The 18911-nt window shown below is 53.5% G+C and carries 20 protein-coding genes; 10 read left to right on the forward strand and 10 right to left on the reverse strand.

The window, feature by feature from the left end:
- Positions 1-373: 373 nt before the first annotated feature.
- Complete coding sequence (locus ACILP4_RS02555; RefSeq protein ID WP_395619181.1) at positions 374-1897, forward strand: fumarate hydratase; 1524 nt, start codon at positions 374-376, stop codon at positions 1895-1897.
- A gap of 10 nt (positions 1898-1907) precedes the next feature.
- Here the strand turns inward: ACILP4_RS02555 and ACILP4_RS02560 are convergent, their stop codons facing one another.
- Both ACILP4_RS02560 and rpsU read right to left on the reverse strand, forming a co-directional pair.
- On the reverse strand, positions 1908-2519 hold the full coding sequence (locus ACILP4_RS02560) for an FKBP-type peptidyl-prolyl cis-trans isomerase (protein WP_395619182.1): 612 nt from the start codon (positions 2517-2519) through the stop codon (positions 1908-1910).
- A 111-nt stretch (positions 2520-2630) separates the two neighbouring features.
- On the reverse strand, positions 2631-2837 hold the full coding sequence (gene rpsU / locus ACILP4_RS02565; RefSeq protein WP_125231027.1) for a 30S ribosomal protein S21: 207 nt from the start codon (positions 2835-2837) through the stop codon (positions 2631-2633).
- 278 nt (positions 2838-3115) lie between these two features.
- On the opposite strand from rpsU, the gene ACILP4_RS02570 reads away from it, so the two are divergent.
- Both ACILP4_RS02570 and ACILP4_RS02575 read left to right on the forward strand, forming a co-directional pair.
- The gene (locus ACILP4_RS02570) at positions 3116-3880 is read left to right on the forward strand and encodes a class II aldolase/adducin family protein (RefSeq protein WP_395619183.1); all 765 of its coding nucleotides are present in this window, start codon (positions 3116-3118) and stop codon (positions 3878-3880) included.
- Between the two features lie 35 nt (positions 3881-3915).
- Positions 3916-4455 (forward strand): (2Fe-2S)-binding protein, encoded by a 540-nt coding sequence (locus ACILP4_RS02575; protein ID WP_395619184.1) that lies wholly within the window; start codon positions 3916-3918, stop codon positions 4453-4455.
- Between the two features lie 4 nt (positions 4456-4459).
- On the opposite strand, the gene ACILP4_RS02580 is transcribed toward ACILP4_RS02575, so the two are convergent.
- On the reverse strand, positions 4460-5044 hold the full coding sequence (locus ACILP4_RS02580) for an HNH endonuclease (protein WP_395619185.1): 585 nt from the start codon (positions 5042-5044) through the stop codon (positions 4460-4462).
- Positions 5045-5228: 184 nt separating this feature from the next.
- Between ACILP4_RS02580 and gluQRS the strand changes: the two genes are divergently transcribed.
- The 3 genes from gluQRS to ACILP4_RS02595 are packed head-to-tail and all read left to right on the forward strand — an operon-like array spanning position 5229 to position 6953.
- Positions 5229-6089, forward strand: a complete 861-nt coding sequence (gene gluQRS, locus ACILP4_RS02585) for a tRNA glutamyl-Q(34) synthetase GluQRS (protein WP_395619186.1) — start codon at positions 5229-5231, stop codon at positions 6087-6089.
- A gap of 43 nt (positions 6090-6132) precedes the next feature.
- On the forward strand, positions 6133-6360 hold the full coding sequence (locus ACILP4_RS02590; protein ID WP_395619187.1) for a hypothetical protein: 228 nt from the start codon (positions 6133-6135) through the stop codon (positions 6358-6360).
- Between the two features lie 11 nt (positions 6361-6371).
- Positions 6372-6953, forward strand: a complete 582-nt coding sequence (locus ACILP4_RS02595; protein WP_395619188.1) for a cob(I)yrinic acid a,c-diamide adenosyltransferase — start codon at positions 6372-6374, stop codon at positions 6951-6953.
- A gap of 73 nt (positions 6954-7026) precedes the next feature.
- Here ACILP4_RS02595 and ACILP4_RS02600 read toward each other — a convergent pair whose 3' ends face one another.
- A complete protein-coding gene (locus ACILP4_RS02600) occupies positions 7027-7881 on the reverse strand; it encodes a hypothetical protein (RefSeq protein WP_395619189.1) in 855 nt (284 codons plus the stop codon).
- Between the two features lie 256 nt (positions 7882-8137).
- Here ACILP4_RS02600 and ACILP4_RS02605 point away from each other — a divergent pair, with 256 nt between their 5' ends.
- The 4 genes from ACILP4_RS02605 (at position 8138) to ACILP4_RS02620 (ending at position 10737) form a co-directional block, all read left to right on the forward strand.
- Positions 8138-8782 (forward strand): energy transducer TonB, encoded by a 645-nt coding sequence (locus ACILP4_RS02605; protein WP_395619190.1) that lies wholly within the window; start codon positions 8138-8140, stop codon positions 8780-8782.
- Between the two features lie 80 nt (positions 8783-8862).
- Positions 8863-9624: a MotA/TolQ/ExbB proton channel family protein gene (locus ACILP4_RS02610; protein WP_395619191.1), complete on the forward strand. Its 762-nt coding sequence runs from the start codon at positions 8863-8865 to the stop codon at positions 9622-9624.
- Positions 9625-9717: 93 nt separating this feature from the next.
- Positions 9718-10260, forward strand: coding sequence for an ExbD/TolR family protein (locus tag ACILP4_RS02615; protein ID WP_395619192.1), 543 nt, complete (start codon positions 9718-9720; stop codon positions 10258-10260).
- Positions 10261-10281: 21 nt separating this feature from the next.
- Complete coding sequence (locus ACILP4_RS02620) at positions 10282-10737, forward strand: ExbD/TolR family protein (RefSeq protein WP_395619193.1); 456 nt, start codon at positions 10282-10284, stop codon at positions 10735-10737.
- 324 nt (positions 10738-11061) lie between these two features.
- On the opposite strand, the gene ACILP4_RS02625 is transcribed toward ACILP4_RS02620, so the two are convergent.
- The 6 genes from ACILP4_RS02625 to ACILP4_RS02650 all read right to left on the reverse strand — a co-directional run bounded on the left by ACILP4_RS02625 (position 11062) and on the right by ACILP4_RS02650 (position 18865).
- The gene (locus ACILP4_RS02625; protein WP_395619194.1) at positions 11062-12372 is read right to left on the reverse strand and encodes a M20/M25/M40 family metallo-hydrolase; all 1311 of its coding nucleotides are present in this window, start codon (positions 12370-12372) and stop codon (positions 11062-11064) included.
- Positions 12373-12447: 75 nt separating this feature from the next.
- Positions 12448-13356: a Brp/Blh family beta-carotene 15,15'-dioxygenase gene (locus tag ACILP4_RS02630; protein ID WP_395619195.1), complete on the reverse strand. Its 909-nt coding sequence runs from the start codon at positions 13354-13356 to the stop codon at positions 12448-12450.
- Positions 13357-13402: 46 nt separating this feature from the next.
- Complete coding sequence (locus ACILP4_RS02635; RefSeq protein ID WP_395619196.1) at positions 13403-14158, reverse strand: bacteriorhodopsin-like; 756 nt, start codon at positions 14156-14158, stop codon at positions 13403-13405.
- 545 nt (positions 14159-14703) lie between these two features.
- Positions 14704-16116: a type I glutamate--ammonia ligase gene (gene glnA / locus ACILP4_RS02640; protein WP_395619197.1), complete on the reverse strand. Its 1413-nt coding sequence runs from the start codon at positions 16114-16116 to the stop codon at positions 14704-14706.
- 43 nt (positions 16117-16159) lie between these two features.
- The gene (locus ACILP4_RS02645) at positions 16160-16498 is read right to left on the reverse strand and encodes a P-II family nitrogen regulator (protein ID WP_125231011.1); all 339 of its coding nucleotides are present in this window, start codon (positions 16496-16498) and stop codon (positions 16160-16162) included.
- A gap of 174 nt (positions 16499-16672) precedes the next feature.
- Complete coding sequence (locus tag ACILP4_RS02650) at positions 16673-18865, reverse strand: PQQ-dependent dehydrogenase, methanol/ethanol family (RefSeq protein ID WP_395619198.1); 2193 nt, start codon at positions 18863-18865, stop codon at positions 16673-16675.
- Between the last annotated feature and the right edge of the window lie 46 nt (positions 18866-18911).

The following is an 18911-nucleotide window of genomic DNA, read 5'->3' on the forward strand; positions in this document are numbered from 1 at the left end:
TTGTCTACTGAAGCTTAAAGCACAATTTGTGGTAATGCCCCCTGTGGCCAACCGCTACCTATAGTGCCTTATTCATTTTTTGACGCAAGAGGGTAAATACAAAATCTTGCGCTCCATTCGTCGCTAATGTGATTCCATTCGTCGCACCTCGGCAGGTGGTCAGCACGAGCGACGCGCGGACTTGCTAAGTGAAATTCAGCGCGCAAGATGTAAAATGGCGCAAGGCATATTTTTTTACGCCAAAATGAATCTATCGGTTGAGGGCGCGTATTCGGCATTCTGGCCGTGCTTGCAAACTAGGATTTGCAATGACGCTTGAATAGGCGGTCCAGCGCGTTATGGGGCGTGGCATACTTAAAACGTAGGGGCCGACATGACTGTAATCATCCGCAATGCCGACTTGATAGAGAGCGTGGCCGACGCGTTGCAATATATCAGCTACTTTCACCCGATGGATTATATCCGTGCCTTGGGTGACGCTTATGTGGCGGAGCAATCGCCAGCTGCAAAGGACGCCATCGCGCAAATCCTTACCAACAGCCGCATGTGCGCAGAGGGGCATCGGCCGATCTGCCAAGATACGGGTATCGTTAACGTCTTCGTCAAATGGGGCATGGATTGCCGTTTGGAGGATACCTCTGCATCCTTACAAGACGTAATCGATGAAGGCGTCCGCCGCGCCTATCTACACCCTGAAAACAAGCTGCGGGCCTCTGTGCTTGCAGACCCAGCTTTTACGCGGCGCAATACCAAGGACAATACGCCTTGCGTCCTACATGTCGACCTAGTCCCCGGTTCCAAAGTGTCCGTCGACGTTGCCGCCAAGGGTGGTGGCAGCGAGAATAAGTCGAAGTTCAAGATGATGAATCCGTCAGACAATATAGTCGATTGGGTCCTGGAAATGCTGCCGCAGATGGGTGCTGGCTGGTGCCCGCCCGGCATGTTGGGCATCGGCATTGGCGGCACGGCTGAGCATTGCGTGCTGCTGGCTAAACAAGCGCTAATGGAGCCCATCGACATGGGGCCATTGAAGGCGCGCGGGCCGCAAAACGACATTGAAGCCATGCGCATTGAGATTTTTGACAAGGTCAATGCGCTTGGCATTGGCGCGCAAGGGCTTGGAGGACTCTCAACCATCCTCGATGTGAAGATCATGGATGCGCCATGCCATGCTGCCGGTAAGCCCGTTGCTATGATCCCCAATTGCGCCGCCACGCGCCATGCGCATTTTACTTTGGATGGCGCGGGCCCAGCCTATCTTGAGGCGCCAAAGTTGGACGAATGGCCTGAGGTGGATTGGAAACCCGATGCTGCGGCTATTCGCGTTGATCTCGATAGGTTGACGCCTGAGATTGTGGCAGGCTGGAAACAGGGCGACCGCTTGCTTCTCAACGGAAAGATGCTGACTGGTCGGGATGCTGCCCATAAGCGCATTGCCGATATGCTGGCCAAAGGCGAAGAATTGCCCGTCAGCTTCAAGGGCCGCATGATCTATTATGTTGGACCAGTTGATCCTGTTGGCGAGGAGATTGTTGGACCGGCAGGGCCCACCACGGCCACCCGCATGGATAAGTTCATGGACATGATGCTGGAGCAAGGTCTACTCGCTTGTGTTGGCAAGGCAGAGCGCGGCCCCGCGGCAACGCAAGCCATCGCCAAGCACAAGAGCGCCTATCTTATGGCCGTTGGCGGCGCAGCCTACCTCGTTGCCCGCGCAATCAAGGGCAGCACAGTTGTGGGCTTTGCCGATTTAGGCATGGAAGCCATTTACGAATTTGAAGTGCAGGACTTCCCCGTCACCGTCGCCGTCGATAGCGATGGCAACAATGTCCACCAATTAGCGCCCGCTTATTGGCAAAAGCGCATTAAGGATGAAGGTTTGTTGCAGGGGATCTAGGCCTCCGCAATTACTGACCGCGCATTTGAGCGTCAATTTGCGCCTGAATTTCAGGCGGTAGACCCTCTGCCGCGCCGCCAGCACTGCCCTGCTGTTGCTGCATTTCCTGCATTTGCTTTTGCATTGCTTCAATTTCGGCGCGCGACTTGAATTCGAGCAGCTCGACATCGAAGGTCAGTTCGCTTCCCCCGGGAATGGCGACTTCGCCCGTTTGCGGGTTGCGCTGATCCTCCGGTCCATAGCCAAGATCGGCGGGAATCCACAGGCGGTATTTTCCGCCGCGCTGCATAATCTTCAGGCCTTCGGAAAAGCCTGGAACGACGCCAGTGACAGGAAAGCCGGCTTGCGGGTTTTGGTCAAAAACGGTGCCGTCCATCAACATACCCTTGTAGCTCACAAGCACCACATCATTGTCCGTAGGGTTAGGACCTTCGCCAGCTTCGATGATCTTGTAGCGCAGGCCGGATGACGTCGTCACAACATCACCAAATTCTTGCCGCACGTCGCTGGTGCCCCAATAAGCAAGACCGCCGCCCATAGCGAGAACCAACGCAATCGCAGCCCAATATTTGGTGAGTGAACCTTTTTTAAGTGGCTGAATGGGAACGGCAGTGACGGACATAGAAAATTCCTATTGGCTGTGTTGCGCGCTGACTAGCAGAATGCAGCGCGGATTCTAGACACAAAAAAAGCGCCAATGAAAGGCGCTTTCCTTGTTGCAGAGTGCAGACGCTTATTTCGCGCCGTCACGTTCCTGTTGCTTGCGCTCCATTTTGCGGGCGCGACGGACAGCAGCAGCCTTTTCACGGGCGCGCTTTTCCGATGGCTTTTCAAAATGACGACGAAGCTTCATTTCGCGATACACGCCTTCACGCTGCAACTTCTTCTTCAGCGCGCGTAGGGCTTGATCAACATTATTGTCGCGAACCATGATTTGCATAAAAAACTCAACTCCGCATCGAATCGGCAAAATGGCTTAAAACGGCCACTTTGAAAGGCTAAAAACGAAAATCGCCGCGGTCACAGGCGGCGTGTTGATGTGGCCCCTACCTATGTCGCCTCCAAATATCAAGCGGAAATGGCGCTTTTTGCGGGCTTGGTTGCAGTTTGACGAAGTCGCTTGCGGGAAACAATCGGTCTTGGTTCAAGCGCCTAATACTTGCCCTCACGCCCTGTTCGTTTCATAATGCAACGCAACTGAAGAGCAGGAGAGAGCGCATGGCCACCCAATTAAAGTCAAATAGCAAGTATAGCGAGGCGGAATGGACCGCACGGCAAGAGCTTGCGGCCTGTTACCGGATATTTTCGATGTTTGGCTGGGATGAACTTGTGTTCAACCATATCACGGTCAAAGTGCCCGACGAAGAAGGGGCGTTTTTGATCAACCCTTATGGCATGCATTTCGGTGAGATTACCGCATCGAGCCTCATCAAAATCGATATTGATGGCAACAAGATTGACGTCGATAACCCGTGGCATGTGAACAAGGCGGGCTTTGTCCAACACAGCCTGTTCCATCGCACCTTGCCCGATGCGCACGCGATTATTCACACGCATACCACGGCAACTGTGGCTGTGTGCAGTCTTGAGGGCGGCTTACAACCTGTGAATTTCTACGCGTGCAACTTCATGGGGCAGCTGGCGTATCATGACTTTGAAGGCGTCACCGTGCGCGACGAAGAGGGTGCGCGGCTGGTCGAACATCTCGGCGACAAAAGGATATTGATGCTGCGCAACCATGGCCCTGTTGTCATGGGTAAGACGCTCACTGATGCCTTTATCAAATATTGGGCGCTTCAGCGCGCGTGCGAGCATCAGATGGCGACGCTGCAAATGGGTAAGCCGATCACGGTGTCGCCCGAAGTTATCGCCGTGCATCAGCGCGATTTATACATGGCATCGCCCCCCGGCGGATCAGGTCGAGTAGAATTTGATGCGATGGTGCGTAAGGTCGACCAGATCGACAAAAGCTGGCGGGATTAACCACTGCCCGGGATGAACGCATTAAGAGGGGAGTGATGACCAAATTCACTGTCAACGACCGACCGGTCCATTATAAAATGGATCCGCAAACGCCCTTATTGTGGGCGTTGCGCGATGCGTCCAACTTGACGGGGACCAAATATGGCTGCGGCATTGGCGATTGCGGTGCATGCATGGTCGAAATTGATGGTGAAGCCATCCGCTCATGTCTTGTGACTATCGCGGAGGCGGAAGGGCGCTTTGTCACAACGATTGAGGGTCTGAGCCGTGACCGGAGCCATCCGTTGCAGCAAGTGTTTGTGGCCGGCAATGTTCCACAATGTGGCTTTTGCATTTCCGGCGTCATCATGGCGGCGTCGGTGTTGCTGAAGAAAAACAACAATCCCACTGATGCCGAAATTGACGCGGCGATCACCAATCTTTGCCGCTGTGGGATTTACCCACGGTTACGCGGCGCGATTAGACGTGCAGGCCGTGTCATGCGCGGCGAAGAACGGATCGCTGCCGCGCCGCCGCCCGGCATTACGCCCGAGGATGCGGCAAGGGCAGTGCCAGCTTTAAGGGTGACGAAATAAGGGCTTAGCCCTCTAGCTCAATATCCCAGTACAACCAGTCGTGCCAGGTTTCATGCAGATGGTTCGGCGGAAACGCGCGGCCTCGGTCTTGCAATTGCCAGCTTGTCGGCCGGATCGCTGCCATATTCAGCTGCATATGCGCCTGCTTTGGGGTGCGACCACCTTTTTTGAGGTTGCAGTGCAAACAAGCGGTGGTGACATTCTCCCAGCTTGTAATGCCGCCCAAGCGACGTGGGACGACATGGTCAAAGGTTAAATTGTCACCCGACCCACAATATTGGCATTCGAACTTATCGCGCAGGAAGAGGTTGAAACGCGTGAATGCGGGATATTCCGAAGGCTTCACATATTGGCGCAGTGCAATGACCGACGGAATTTTCATGTCCAAATTTGGACTATGCACATGCCGGTCATAGTTGGAGACAATGTCGACCTTATCAAGAAAGACAGCCTTAATTGCGGTCTGCCACGGCCAAAGGCTCAGCGGGTAATAGCTTAATGGTGTGTAATCTGCATTCAGCACCAGTGCAGGACAATTTTCCGGGTGCCTTGCCCGGGCAGCTGCTTCGAAAGTTCCGGTATGCAACATCAGTCGAACCCTACTCCCCTTTTGTCATACATGCTTTAAGCTTATTTGCGTTACAGCATTCTGACAGTGGCCAACCTATTTGCACATATTGTTGCGTCAATAGGGTAAAGCTACTGAATGTGGTATAATTGGGGATAATTTTTTGACGGCCTTAGAATTCATTTATTCCTACTTGGGTGAGCTCGTGGAACCGAATGGCAAGGTGGTCACCAGATTTGCCCCGAGTCCCAATGGGCAGTTACATTTAGGTCACGCCTTTTCGGCGCTATGTGCCCATGAATTCGCGCGTGCCTTTGGTGGTCAGTTTCGCCTTCGTATTGAGGATATTGACGGTACGCGCAGTCGACCCGAGCATATCCATGCGATCCTTGCTGATATGCAGTGGCTTGGCCTTACGCATGACGGTAAGGTGCAGTTCCAATCGCAGCATACCGCCCGTTACGTGGCCGCGCGTGACCGGCTGGTTTCCGCTGGCTTATTATATCGCTGCGGTTGCACCAGAGGCGACATATCCGAAGCGTTAAAGCATAAGCCTGTGCCCCATGGCCCCGATGGCTCGCATTATCCGGGCACGTGCCTGGAGCTGCCCTTTGCAGGAGATGGCCCATATAGTTGGCGCCTCGACTCTAAGAAGGCCGCCGACTTGGCTGGCCCGCTTATGTGGACGGATTTGACGGCGGGGAAGCAATTTGCTGACCCGATAGCCTTTGGCGATGTTGTTTTATGGCGCAAAGATGCCCCGGCATCTTATCATCTCGCAGCGACCGTTGACGATGCCGCAGATGGAATAACTTATGTCGTGCGCGGCAAGGACCTGTTTGCCTATACCGCCATTCATCGGCTGCTGCAGACATTGCTCGACTTGCCGGAGCCAGTCTATTGGCATCACCCGCTCTTGCTGGACAGCGCGGACGAAAAATTGGCTAAGAGCAAATCGTCACCCGCTTTGTCCGCCCGCCGTTTGGCAAGTGAAAGTTCAGCGGAACTTATGGATAATTTGCGTCACCGAATGCTTCCGCTTGGAATTTCCTTATCTGATGCTTAAATGAGGGGAACGGGGTATTGGCCCTGAACAAGGATTTCTCCCGATGACTATATTGTTGGTTCTCCTCATCATTGGTGCCGCTGGTGCCGTTGCTTTCGCGTTAATCCGCGGGTTGCATGCTTTTGCCAATTTGCGTCCGGCTGACGTGGATGAGTCTGGCCTGCCAAAATCGTTGGCGGTGCAGAACAAGATGATGTTTGCCCGTGTAAAATGGCAGGCAATCACAATTGTGCTCCTGGCCATATTGGTGGTCGTTGCCGGATCGCAATAAGCTTAGCGATCATGGTTAAGCTCAACAAAATTTATACGCGGACGGGCGACGATGGCACGACAGGCTTAGTTGACGGCTCACGTGTGTCGAAAACGGATTCTCGATTGCACGCGATTGGCGAAATCGACGAAACCAATTCTGCCTTGGGCGTTGCGATCCAGTCCTTGGTAACAGACGAAGGCGACACAGTATTGGTGCAAGAACTGCGCCGGATTCAAAACGACCTGTTTGACTTAGGCGCAGATGTTGCCACGCCGGGGGAAAGCTTTGAACCTTCGGCGATGGAATTGCGGATCGTCGCATCACAGGTTGAATGGCTTGAGGCTGCGATTGATAATGCCAATGCGCAACTTCCGCCGCTGACCAGCTTCATTCTGCCCGGCGGCAGCTTGCCCGCCGCACAGATGCATATGGCGCGGGTGATCTCGCGTCGGGCGGAGCGTGCGCTTGTAGCTGCATCGCTTGATGTGGCAATCAATCCGCAAGCGTTGCACTATCTGAATCGGCTGTCGGACTATCTCTTCACTTTGTGCCGCTTGATCAATGCGACACGTGGCGGGGACATTTTATGGGTGCCGGGCGCATCGCGCTAAAGGTCCTTAGGCCGTTGTCGCTATCATCTCGAAATAAGTGTGCTTTTTAGCCCTTTACGCATTTGAGATACTCTTAACGCTTGCGCCCACAAGGGCCCAGCGATTCGATGACAAACTTATAGTCGGCCTGCGCACGGGCAGTATCTGCATTTGATGCGCCTTCAACCCGGTCAGAAGGCAACGAGCGCGGAAGTCCGCAAGCGAGGCGATACCACAAAAATGTAAAGCGCTGCGGGGCAGTTGCGGATGCGTCAATGACTTCGGCGGTGGAGACGGCCCATTGTTTTTGCTGGCCCGGACGGCTCAATATCGTGAGAGATAGCGGCTGATCATTATCCGTTTTTAAGAAAATCTGCGTTTCGCCTTCCCCCAAAACTGTCCCGGCGCTGTGAAAAGCGCTGCTCACGCTGGCAATACGTCGCGGTGCGTTCGCTTGGACAGCCTCCTTCGTGATGGTGCGGACGAGCGCATCGTTCGTTGTGCTAAATAAGGCCATCGCATTTGGTCGTGCCAGCTGAATTTCGCCTGGGCGACCGGTCACTTGTCGGCCAAACAGATATATGCGCTGTTTTTGGAGTTTGGGAATTTTCCCTTTCGCGTTTTTGGGCACATCAAGCAGGAAGCGGACGCGCGGCGTGATGCCGCCTTCGCCGCGAATCAGGGCCATGACGTCGGCTTCAACCAGCACGCGTTCAAGCGAACTCGGGACACCTGCAGATTGTTCAGCGGGCAATTTTCGGACATTTCGAACGGTCACATCGACAATAAGGGGCGCTATCACCACCAAATCGGCAATATCTGCATAGCTTGCCTTATCAGCCTCAATCACAAAGGATGGTGGCAGATCAACTGGTGCTTGCGCCGATGTTGCCGCGCTGAGTCCTAATAAAATCAAGCACAAACCCGTTTTTGCAGTAACGAATCGCATTCATAATCCTTTTCTTTGCCCGTCTGTGGACCTCGTTTAAGCCTCTATCATATTGCAGGATATTGCCTACCCATCCATGAATTGCGACTTAATCGCAGAATCCGGATTGCTAGGCCCGTAAGGGTTGGCTAATGCGTCGGTGAATCGAGCAAAAAAAAAGACAGAATTCGATATCGCAGGGGTGCATTAGGGGCGTGTTCAAAGCATGCTCAAACGATGTACTGTTTTGTTTTGAAGGTAGGAGAGTTTTTTCCGCATGGCATATGCTGATCAAGATGGGATGAGCACGAACCGTTTGGTTTCTGTCATCATTGTTATCCTACTTCACGCTTTCCTCGGTTATGCCTTGGTTACGGGTCTTGCGTATGACGCGGTCGCGACCATCAAGGAAAAGATGACCGTCGTTGACGTGAAGGAAGAAGAGCCACCCGAAGAAGAAGAGCCGCCACCAGAGCCCGAAAAGCAGATCGAGCCTCCGGTTGTTTCGCCTCCGCCACTGGTTCAGACGGTGACGCCGCCGCCAACGATTCGTACCGTTGCTACGCCGCCACCATCTGCACCTATTGTGCCTACGGCAGCGCCACCAGCGCCACCTCCACCGGCGGGGCCATCTTCTGAAGCAAAGCCACGTGGCAATCCAGGCAATTGGGCCAACACGAACGACTATCCGTCGCGCGCGTTGCAGCAGGAGCGTGAAGGCACCACCGGTTTCCGCGTTACCATTGGCGTTGATGGTCGCGTCATTGACTGCGTGGTTACGCAGTCAAGCGGTCACGACGATCTGGATGCTGCAACATGCAGCAACGTAAAGCGCCGTGCGCGCTTTGAGCCTGCCGTTCGTAACGGTGAAAAGGTTCAAGGTTCCTACGCTAACCGTGTTCGGTGGCAGATACCGAAATAATTTTGTGGCTCGGCGAAAGGGGGAGCCTTCGCGCCGGGTCGTTTTTGCTAGATAGTTCTATTTTTTGAGAGGTAGTTAAAATGTCGATTTTGTTTCTGACTGCGGCTGGTACCGCAAACCCAGATGTGGCCGCACAATTCGGTCTTATCCCTGCACTGAACGAAGGTGGTCCAATTTCATGGTCGATTTTCATCGTCATGGTTATCATGTCGGTCTTTTCGTTTTACATTATGTTCACGAAACTGTTTGAACAGCAGAAGGTCCTGAACCAGTATAAAGAAGTTCGCGCGCAATTCTGGCGTGCTGCAACGCTCGAAGAAGGCGCTGCCAAGCTCGACAAGAACAGCGCATATCGTCAAGTCGTCGACGACGGCATCGCAGCACAAAAGCAGCATGGCCTTTTGACTGATCCAATCGAAGCACATGATTGGTTGCACGGCGCGATGGCCCGTTCGGAAGATTCGATCAACAACAAGTTGGCGAGCGGCCTTCCGTTCCTCGCAACAGTTGGTGCAACAGCTCCGTTCGTTGGTCTGCTTGGTACGGTTATTGGTATCTACTCCGCGCTGATCAAAATCGGTATCGCCGGTCAGGCTGATATCGGCAAGATTGCTGGTCCAGTTGGTGAAGCATTGATCATGACCGCAATTGGTCTGTTCGTTGCTGTTCCTGCTGTTCTTGCTTACAACTGGCTTCAGGCCCGTAACAAGACGATCGCACGTAGCTTGTCGACATTCTCGAATGATGTACTCGGTTACATTTCTTCGGGTGGCCGCGTGAAGCCTGCCGTTCCTGCTGCAGCAGCACCAGGTAAGCCAGCGCCAGTAGCAGCTAAGAAGTAAGATTGGGTGAGGGCTGCGTTTGCGCGCAGCCCGTCCGCCAGCATGTGCTGGCGCTCGATTTTTGACCCAATTTAGTTAGAAGAGGATTGGCCAATGGCAATCAGTTCAGGAGGCGGCGGCAATGATGCGCCAATGTCTGACATCAACACGACGCCGCTCGTCGACGTCATGCTGGTGCTCCTCATCGTGTTCCTCATCGCAATTCCGGTCGCCATTCAAACGGTGAAAATGGATATTCCGATCATCAAATTTGAGCCAACGAAAGCAAAGCGTGAAAATGTTTTGTTGTCAGTGACCACAACTGATGTCGGCGGACGTGATCCAGGTGACCCCGCATATCAGGGTGCAAACCCTGGAGGCGAGTGTCGCATTTACTGGAATGTTACCCCAGTCGATTCCACGGAATTAGTCGATCGCGCTGCAAAGCATCTGAAGGCTGAATTTGAAAAGCTTGGTGGCGAAGCTGCTGCTGCTGCCGGACAAATCTTGCCTGAAATGTTGCCTGAGGCGCATATCCGTGGTGACATTAACACGCCCTATCGTTGTATCGGTGGTGCAATTTACACCATGCAAATGGCTGGTTTCGCGCGCGTTGGCTTCATTTCGTCGCCATTCGAAAACGCGAATGTCCAGTAAGCAATTTAAGGAGCAATCATCATGGCAATGAGTGGCGGTAACGATGATGGCCAGCCGATGATGGAAATGAACACGACGCCGTTGATTGACGTCATGCTCGTTCTCCTCATCATGCTGATGATCACCATCCCCCCGGTTTCGCACGCCGTAAATATTGACCTTCCGGTCAATGATCCTAATGCACCTCCACCTGAGGTGCCGATTGATCCTGTGATTAACAAGATCATCATTCTGCCGGATAGCACTATTCAATGGAATGGCACGCCTGTGACATTGCAGCAAATGGAGCAATATTTGGTCCGGACCACATCCATGAACCCAGAGCCGGAGCTTCAGTTCCAGCCAGCCCCAACGGCGCCTTATGACACCGTTGATAAGGCACTGGTGTCTGTGAAGCGCAGCGGTATCTCGAAGTTTGGATTTGTCGGTAACGAACAATATCGCGTCTTCGGTAAGGCTGCGCGTGAGGGTCGGTAGTCTAACGACTTCCAACTAATCGACATTGAAGAGGCGGTGCAGAAATGCGCCGCCTTTTTCTTTGGGTTATGCGCTGTGACGGGGTCTGAAACGCCCGGCCAATGTTTTTGGGTTGGCTAAGGCGGCGAAAGCCGAAACGGCCGCTCCAACTTTAACAACCCGCGTTTCTAAAGACAAAACCCCGTTGCTCCAGCGCTGGCTGGAGCCTATCGCGCCTTTCGTTTTCGACCGACAGACGTGATGGGGCCCAGCCTGCGCTGGGACGACGGTATATGGGTGCGTACGCCCCGTTTAAATGAGCTGTGTAATGCCTTGCGGCCAACATTACTTACCGCTGGAAAGCCGCGTCATCAATATCGCTGCCCGCTTCGCTTGACGCTTGATACTCGCCAGGTCGACGGTCTCTCCAGGGGCGTGGTCGCCTTTGCTGTAAACGCCCAGCCCAACAAGACCATCCACATCATTGGCTACGAAGCTGATGTCGCCCGCACCACGCTTCAACGGGTCCAGCGCGGGTTGCTCCGCAAGGCCAAGGTCACGGTTGACGGCATTAAGATTATCTAGAAGCGCTTTGTTGCCTTCCGTTGGTGCCATTGCAGGGTAGCTTCCTGGATCAAAGCTGATCGTGGCATTGGTCTTCGGAGCTGATGCAGCAACAATATCAAGCATTTTTGCGCGGACACGCACGCTTTGCTCTTCCGACAGAGTCCGGAAATCACCACGCGCAAGGGCTAGGCCTGGAATGATGTTGGTCTTGCCTTTCGCACTCACGCGAACACCATCATTGTCGAAATTCACTTCCTGTCCGGCCGCAACAAGGCCGACGTTGAATGTCAAATTCTGCTCGGGCAACTCCGTACGAAACCGATGTAGGATACGCGCAAGTTCAAAAGCCGCACCATCGCCATAAGTGGTGTCAAATATCAGGGAACTGTGCCCCGTGACACCGGACACTTCCAATTTCCAACTGTTTGATGACCGCCGTGATATGACGCCCATGTCTTTGCCATTTTCAATCGAAAGCCCCTCAAAATCGAGCGCCACGTCGGATGTCTTGCCCGCTGCGATCAACGGCGCACGCGTGACATCAATCGGGTCGCCAGCATCCTCTTCGTCCCCCGTCATATGGATTTCGATGCTTGCGTCCTTCAACGTGCCCGCCGCTTGCATCGCGCGCAGGGCAGACACGATGACCACCATGCCGCCCTTGTCATCGCCCGCACCTGGGCCAACCGCTTTATCACCATTGCGGACAAAGGTCTGGAACGGGCTGTCCGCTTCAAACACAGTGTCGAGATGGGCAATGAGCAAGAGTCTCTTCGCACCCTTTTTACCTGCCTTGGTTGCGACAAGATGCCCCGAACGGCCGGCCTTGGCCATATCAATCCATTGTACCTTGAAACCCAGCGGTTCCAGTTCTGCCCGCATCATGTCACCAACGGTCTTTACGCCTGGGAAATTCATGGTGCCGGAATTCTGGTTCACCAGCTTTTCTAATAAGGTGATGGATCGTTCATATTCCGCGTCGACGAGCGCGACCATTTTGGTTTCTGGCGCAGACAATTTGGCATGCGCCGCGGATGAAAAGGTGACAAGGGCAATGCTGCTGCACAGCATGAGGGCACGGAATTTCATGATACACTCCCGATTAAGACCAGCATGATGTGCCGCGCTTTGCCGATTGAGGCAAGGGCGTTGAACAGGGCGATTTTACCCGGGTTTTTTGTCCGACAAAATATGTTCAAGAATGAAATGCGGGACAGTCAGAGTGGATATCAGAATGAAGGCTGTCCTTACAATCCCCATGTCAGCGGGAACATCGCCTTGAAACAGGAACATCAATACGCCCAGGCCCAATGACAGCGCGAATACCGCGATTATGATAGCGGTCTTCTTCAATGGCGACAGGTCACCTGTCTCGCGAAGTGCGTCGGCCATGTGCCGCGGCGAATGGAGCCCGCAGAAGAATATCGCAAATGCCACAAGTGGCGGCAGGAATAAGGCAGCTGCGATGCAGGCGAGTACCTCCATCGCGCTTTGCGCGTCATCATGGCGGAATGCCCAATAGGCAAAAACGAGACTGCCCAACGCTGCCGGAACCGACGCCGCACCAAGCAGCGCGGCTATCACCGTGCCATTATTGCTTCCCGTTAACGCTGCGAATATCATTGCGACATCGTCAGGGCTGGCAAGTGCGGGTAATGCCACCAAAGCCCATCCGACCATCATAGCCAGAAACGGGTCAACTCCGTCGCGCCAATCGCGGCTGAAATGGACGATTGAAATAATCAAAAACGAAATCAGTGCAAGCTCAGGCAGTCGTAGCCATAAAAGCACCATAGCGGCTGCACAGCCAAGGTAGCCGCCAATTATTTTGGCCTTACCAGCAAACCCCTTTTGCCCGAAATGAGCGGCGGCGATTTCAACGTCGAGTGTTCCGTGCGGGATGCCTGCTAGGACGATTGCGATAGCAGCCAACATATTGACATGCGCGCTGTTCATACCGCCCGAAAAGCGATCAATGATAACCAGCAGGAGTGTAGCCACCGGTAACGCAAACAGGCGCAACATTTTTGGAAATGTTGCGCCTGCAGAATGCGGGTATAAAGTTTTAGTCATATAGGAATGCACGCCGCCGAAGCGGCGTACGCCCAAGTTCTTAACCCTAGACCTTGTCGCCATATTCGGCTTGCGATTTGCGAACTGCGATCATGTAAATCAAGATGCCAACGCCTGCCTTTGCGATCAAGTCAGCGATTGTGTAGCCAACTTGTACGCCTACGGTTACGTCCGAACCGCTCAGGTTGGTGTAAGGAATCATATATACGATCGGGTAGAAACCCCATGATGCGAAGGTCAGCAAACGGGCCTTCTTCACCAGTTCACGTACATTTTCTGGCTGGTTATTGATCGATGCACCGAGGCCTGCGAACAACTGCCACATGATGTAGACGAAAGGAATTGCCGACAATGTGCCCCACAATACGCGGGTTGGAATGTCGGTTGCGATTTCACCTGGGTAACCCAAGATGATCATCAGTGCCGCTGCGCCGCCGAGCTTGAACGACTTCGAAACAGTTTCGTCTTGGCTCAAGCGCATCACGAGGATGAGCTCGATCAACAGCAATGGCACGGTCAACAACCAATCGACATAACGATAAGCGTCGTTAAACGCATAACCACTTGCAGTTACTACGCCACCGTCGATGGAATATGCACCTTCCCAGCTCTGGAAAATGCGAAGATAGTGATAAGCGGCGATGGCGCAGACCAAGCCCGAGATAGTCAATGCCGTCTTATAGGCATGGCCAACTTGCGAGCGACCGAGCCACAAGAATAATGTGGTTGCTGCCATGGTGGCAAATGTAAATGAGAATGCATTATAGACCAATGAATATTGGCCAAAAGTTAGATTTTCCATGGTTTTTCTCCCCCTTTTTGCAACACCACTTAGGATGTCGCGGGAGTAGATGTTAACCTATGCTTTAGATGTGTCAACCTATGCTTTATACCATATTTCTCCCTATGTTGCTCCAAGCGGTTTGGTGGCGGACAAAGACTAAATGGACTCTGTAATGCATCATTGGTTATTAAGAATGCATTGAAATTATTCTGTTTTTGATCATCGTAGCCAGCGACTGGATGTCTTAATCTCGACAAACAGATAGCCCTGGTCGTTGGCGTTCCGCGTCAGGGCGATGGCGCGCCCTTTCGCAACGCGGTGCTAGTTGCACCTATGTTTTCCGAATGGAGCTATTTTGCGTTTTTTCACGGCCCGCAGTTCGAACTGGCAGCTGGTGTGCGGGGTACTTTATGTAAAGTGAAGAGCAGATGATACAACGACGACTCAATCTGTCGACCAATCGCTTGCAACGCAGAAACCTTAAGGGGGCCGTTACTAAATCTAAAAAAGGCCCGGCAGTCTAACAACCGCCGGGCCTGTAGCACTTATCCGATGCTTTAGGATCAGTAGCTATAATACATGTCAAACTCGACGGGGCTTGGTGTCATTTCCCAACGGGCGACATCTTCCATCTTGAGTTCGATATAGCTTTCAATTTGGTCCTTCGAGAACACGTCACCCTTCAACAAGAAGTCGTGATCAGCCGCCAGTGCATCGAGCGCCTCGCGCAGTGAGCCAGCGACAGTTGGGACCTGCGCAAGTTCTGCCGGCGGCAGGTCATACAGGTTCTTGTCCATGGCGTCGCCCGGGTGGATCTTGTTCTGAATACCGTCGAGGCCAGCCATGAAAAGTGCTGCATAGCACAAATATGGGTTGGCCATTGCGTCAGGGAAACGAACCTCGACGCGCTTTGCCTTAGCACCAGCGCCATAAGGGATACGGCAAGAGGCTGAACGGTTGCGCGCCGAATATGCGAGTAGCACAGGTGCTTCATAGCCGGGAACCAATCGCTTGTAGCTGTTGGTGGTTGGGTTGGAGAAGGCGTTAATCGCCTTGGCATGCTTGATGATGCCGCCGATGAAAAACAGGCACATTTCCGACAGGCCAGCATAGCCATCGCCCGCGAAGAGCGGCGTCTTGCCTTCCCAGATCGACAAATGGGTGTGCATGCCTGAACCATTATCTTCCTTGATGGGCTTTGGCATGAACGTTGCGGTCTTGCCATAAGCGTGCGCCACCTGATGCACGACATATTTGTAGATCTGCATACGGTCAGCGGTTTGCGTGAGTGTACCGAAAGTCAGGCCAAGTTCATGCTGGGCTGCGGCCACTTCATGGTGATGCTTGTCGCATGGCAGACCCATTTCTAACATGGTCGAAACCATCTCACCACGAATATCCATTGCGCTATCGACAGGTGCGACGGGGAAATACCCACCCTTTGCGCGTGGGCGGTGGCCCATATTGCCGCTTTCATATTTTGTGCCGCTGTTGGTGGGCAGTTCGATATCATCAATCTTGTAATAAGATGTGTTGTAGCTGTTTTCAAAACGCACATCGTCGAACATGAAGAATTCGGCTTCTGGACCGACATATACGGTGTCGCCAATGCCCGTAGTCTTCAGATAGGCTTCTGCGCGTTTGGCGGTTGAGCGCGGGTCGCGGCTGTACAGTTCGCCAGTCGATGGCTCAACAACGTCGCAGAAGATGATCATCATCGGCGTAGCTGAGAATGGATCAACATATACGGCGTCCAGATCAGGCTTCAGGATCATGTCGGATTCATTGATCGCTTTCCAGCCCTCAATCGACGAGCCGTCGAACATCAGGCCGTCTTCCAACTCATCTTCGCCAATGACGCCTGCGCACATTGTCAGATGTTGCCATTTGCCCTTGGGGTCGGTGAAGCGCACATCGACCCACTCGATTTCCTCATCCTTAATGCGTTTGATGATGTCTTTGGCTGAAGTGCCCATTTTGTGTTCCTTCTTTTGCGTGTTTTTTTGTGATTTGGGTTGTTTATACGGCGTCGTTATCGCGCTCGCCGGTGCGGATGCGCAGGGCGGTCTCAACGGGGATAACAAAAATCTTACCATCGCCAATGCGGCCCGTTTGCGCGGCAGCGGCGATTGCTTCAACAACGCGGTCGGCAAGGCCGTCTTCAACCACAACCTCAAGCTTTACCTTAGGAAGGAAGTCGACGACATACTCGGCGCCGCGATATAATTCAGTATGGCCCTTTTGCCTGCCAAAGCCCTTGGCTTCGGTGACGGTGATGCCAGATACACCCACTTCGTGTAGAGCCTCTTTCACTTCGTCTAGCTTGAACGGCTTGATGATCGCTTCGATCTTTTTCATGGCATTTCCTTGTATGGCGCGTGAGGTACAAGCTTCGCGCGCGCGAATGATAGCGCTAACCTATCAAGTATCGTGCCAGTTTGAGTGGCACACAAACGGCGGATTTTTAGGTGATTGAGGCATTGGCATCTGCCTAAATTTTAGGCAGATGCCAGATTCATGGGCAGCAGATTTTTACTTCGCTGCCTTTTTTGTGCCACCGCTTAAGGCCGCGTCATTAGCCTTTGCATAATGCGCGCGGCTAATTACATAAGCGCGCACTTGCTCTGCCTCTTTTGGGTTGAGGACGCTGGCAAAACTGACCATGCCATTGCCTTTCAAGATGCCGTCGATGACAACGGATTTCCACGTTGCCGCATCGGCAATCGTGCCGGATTTGCGCAGATCAGGCAGCACGCCGTTGCCAACCGCGCCAGGGCCGTGGCAGACGAGGCAATACCGTTGATAGTTTGACCCGCCCGCTGCGATATCGGCTGGCGTTCCGAACTGCTTGGTCGGTGCCCACACATAAGGTAGCGTTTCCGGCAAGGCGGGCAAAGCGACTTTGCCGCCCAATTTAAGCACGATCAGGCGCGGCAGGTTTGGCACCGCAGCGCTCGTTGACCCCGCATAGCCCGACACCAAGGGGAAAGCACCGCCTTTGCTGGTCAGGAACGCTACATATTGTTCGCCATCCACAGTGTAAGTGGACGCGCCGGAGAGCACGCCTGACTTAACATTGATGTTGAGCAACTGCTTCCCCGTATCGGCGGCATAAGCGCGGAATTCGCCCATTGCCGTACCTTGGAACACCAGGTTTCCGGCAGTGGTCATCGTCCCGCCATTCCACGATGCGGGATGGTCAACGGTCCATTTGGCCTTGCCAGTTTTGGGGTCAAACGCCACCAATTTACCAGTCGTGGCGGCCTTCACCGCCTTTACGAAATTGATATCATCCGGAAGGTCCGCCGTCGCCATCGCGCCGCCGATGTTAAATCCAAGCTTTTTGCGCTCCATCTCATTCGGCGCAATCGGCGGAAGATAAGCGCCGCCGATATACAAAGCTGGAATATAGACCAGGCCCGTCGCCGGGTTGAAGCTCATCGGGTGCCAATTATGCGCGCCAAGTGCAGAAGGGTTCGCAAGATATAGCTTACCGGTTTTTTCGTACCGCGCTGCCGGGTTTTCAATCGGACGCCCGGTTTTCAGGTCGTACCCTGTCGCCCAGGTGATGCCGTCAATGAACGGGTCGGCCGACAGCAATTTGCCATTTAGCCGGTCTATCGTGAAGAAAAATCCGTTTTTGGGTGCGTGGTAGAGAACTTTACGTTCTTTGCCGCCACGCGTTTCGGTGGCCAAGATGATCGGCTGCGTCGCGGTATAGTCCCAGCTTTCGGCCGGTGTTTCCTGATAATGCCAGACATATTCGCCGGTATCGGGTTTTAGTGCGACGATGGAGGACAGGAACAAATTGTCGCCTTCACCATTGGAACGAATACCGTGGTTCCACGGGTTGCCATTACCAACGCCGAGATAAAGCTGATCCAGTTCGGCATCATAGACAATCGCGTCCCATACGGTTCCACCGCCGCCGCTTTCACGCCAGTCACCCTTTTTGGGCTTTGCGCTCCAGGTTTTGGTCGCTGCGGTTTTTAGGATTTTGTCGCTGGCGGCGTTGTCGGGTTCACCCTTGGGATTTGGCGTGGTGTAGAAACGCCATGCTTTTTTGCCGCTTGCCGCATCATATGCAGTCACATAACCGCGCGCACCAAATTCAGCGCCACCAAAGCCAATGACAACCTTGTCCTTCACAACGCGCGGGACGCCGGTGATGGTACCGTTTGATTCCAAATCCAGCGTCTGCGCGCTCCAATTCTGCTTTCCAGTGCTAGCATTGAGGGAAATCAGGCGGCCATCGATAGTGCCGACGAATACGCTGCCTTTCCAAAAAGCGACCCCGCGGTTCACAACGTCGCAGCAGGCTTTGACGCCGCGCGCTTTGTCGACTTGGGGGTCGAAGCTCCATAAAGGCTTGCCGGTTTTGGCGTCATAGGCAAAAACCTTGGACCAAGCGGTGGAGATAAACATCTTGCCATCGACAACGACCGGCGTTGCTTCTTGGCCGCGTGCATCGGGCAAGTCTGCAAACCAGGCGATACCCAAATCCTGCACATTGCTGTCGTTAATCAGCTTCAACGGACTGTGCCGTTGTTCATCATAATTGAAGCCGGTCATCGCCCAATTGGAACCGTCACCACCGGTTTTCAAATAATCACCGTCAATCGCGGCAAAAGCTGGAATGTCCGAGTCAGCTGCGGACTTTCCGCAGGAACCCAGCGTTAACGCCGCGCTCAAAAATGCCGCTGCGGCCAAAAGCTTTTTTGTCATATTTTCTCTCCCCCGAAAAGGGAGGCTATGCCGATGCCGCGCTTAC

It is taken from the genome of Sphingorhabdus sp. (assembly GCF_044239045.1).
Lineage (GTDB): Bacteria > Pseudomonadota > Alphaproteobacteria > Sphingomonadales > Sphingomonadaceae > Sphingorhabdus_B.

Bases quoted from the DNA above. Each gene is read 5' to 3' on its own strand.
- ACILP4_RS02620 (WP_395619193.1), top strand. From the start codon at position 10,282: ATGGCAATGAGTGGCGGTAACGATGATGGCCAGCCGATGATGGAAATG.
- ACILP4_RS02650 (WP_395619198.1), bottom strand. From the start codon at position 18,865: ATGACAAAAAAGCTTTTGGCCGCAGCGGCATTTTTGAGCGCGGCGTTA.
- ACILP4_RS02580 (WP_395619185.1), bottom strand. From the start codon at position 5,044: ATGTTGCATACCGGAACTTTCGAAGCAGCTGCCCGGGCAAGGCACCCG.
- glnA (WP_395619197.1), bottom strand. From the start codon at position 16,116: ATGGGCACTTCAGCCAAAGACATCATCAAACGCATTAAGGATGAGGAA.
- ACILP4_RS02575 (WP_395619184.1), top strand. From the start codon at position 3,916: ATGACCAAATTCACTGTCAACGACCGACCGGTCCATTATAAAATGGAT.
- ACILP4_RS02625 (WP_395619194.1), bottom strand. From the start codon at position 12,372: ATGAAATTCCGTGCCCTCATGCTGTGCAGCAGCATTGCCCTTGTCACC.
- rpsU (WP_125231027.1), bottom strand. From the start codon at position 2,837: ATGCAAATCATGGTTCGCGACAATAATGTTGATCAAGCCCTACGCGCG.
- ACILP4_RS02560 (WP_395619182.1), bottom strand. From the start codon at position 2,519: ATGTCCGTCACTGCCGTTCCCATTCAGCCACTTAAAAAAGGTTCACTC.
- ACILP4_RS02570 (WP_395619183.1), top strand. From the start codon at position 3,116: ATGGCCACCCAATTAAAGTCAAATAGCAAGTATAGCGAGGCGGAATGG.
- ACILP4_RS02645 (WP_125231011.1), bottom strand. From the start codon at position 16,498: ATGAAAAAGATCGAAGCGATCATCAAGCCGTTCAAGCTAGACGAAGTG.
- ACILP4_RS02610 (WP_395619191.1), top strand. From the start codon at position 8,863: ATGTCGATTTTGTTTCTGACTGCGGCTGGTACCGCAAACCCAGATGTG.
- ACILP4_RS02600 (WP_395619189.1), bottom strand. From the start codon at position 7,881: ATGCGATTCGTTACTGCAAAAACGGGTTTGTGCTTGATTTTATTAGGA.
- ACILP4_RS02615 (WP_395619192.1), top strand. From the start codon at position 9,718: ATGGCAATCAGTTCAGGAGGCGGCGGCAATGATGCGCCAATGTCTGAC.
- ACILP4_RS02630 (WP_395619195.1), bottom strand. From the start codon at position 13,356: ATGACTAAAACTTTATACCCGCATTCTGCAGGCGCAACATTTCCAAAA.
- ACILP4_RS02605 (WP_395619190.1), top strand. From the start codon at position 8,138: ATGGCATATGCTGATCAAGATGGGATGAGCACGAACCGTTTGGTTTCT.
- ACILP4_RS02590 (WP_395619187.1), top strand. From the start codon at position 6,133: ATGACTATATTGTTGGTTCTCCTCATCATTGGTGCCGCTGGTGCCGTT.
- ACILP4_RS02595 (WP_395619188.1), top strand. From the start codon at position 6,372: ATGGTTAAGCTCAACAAAATTTATACGCGGACGGGCGACGATGGCACG.
- ACILP4_RS02635 (WP_395619196.1), bottom strand. From the start codon at position 14,158: ATGGAAAATCTAACTTTTGGCCAATATTCATTGGTCTATAATGCATTC.
- ACILP4_RS02555 (WP_395619181.1), top strand. From the start codon at position 374: ATGACTGTAATCATCCGCAATGCCGACTTGATAGAGAGCGTGGCCGAC.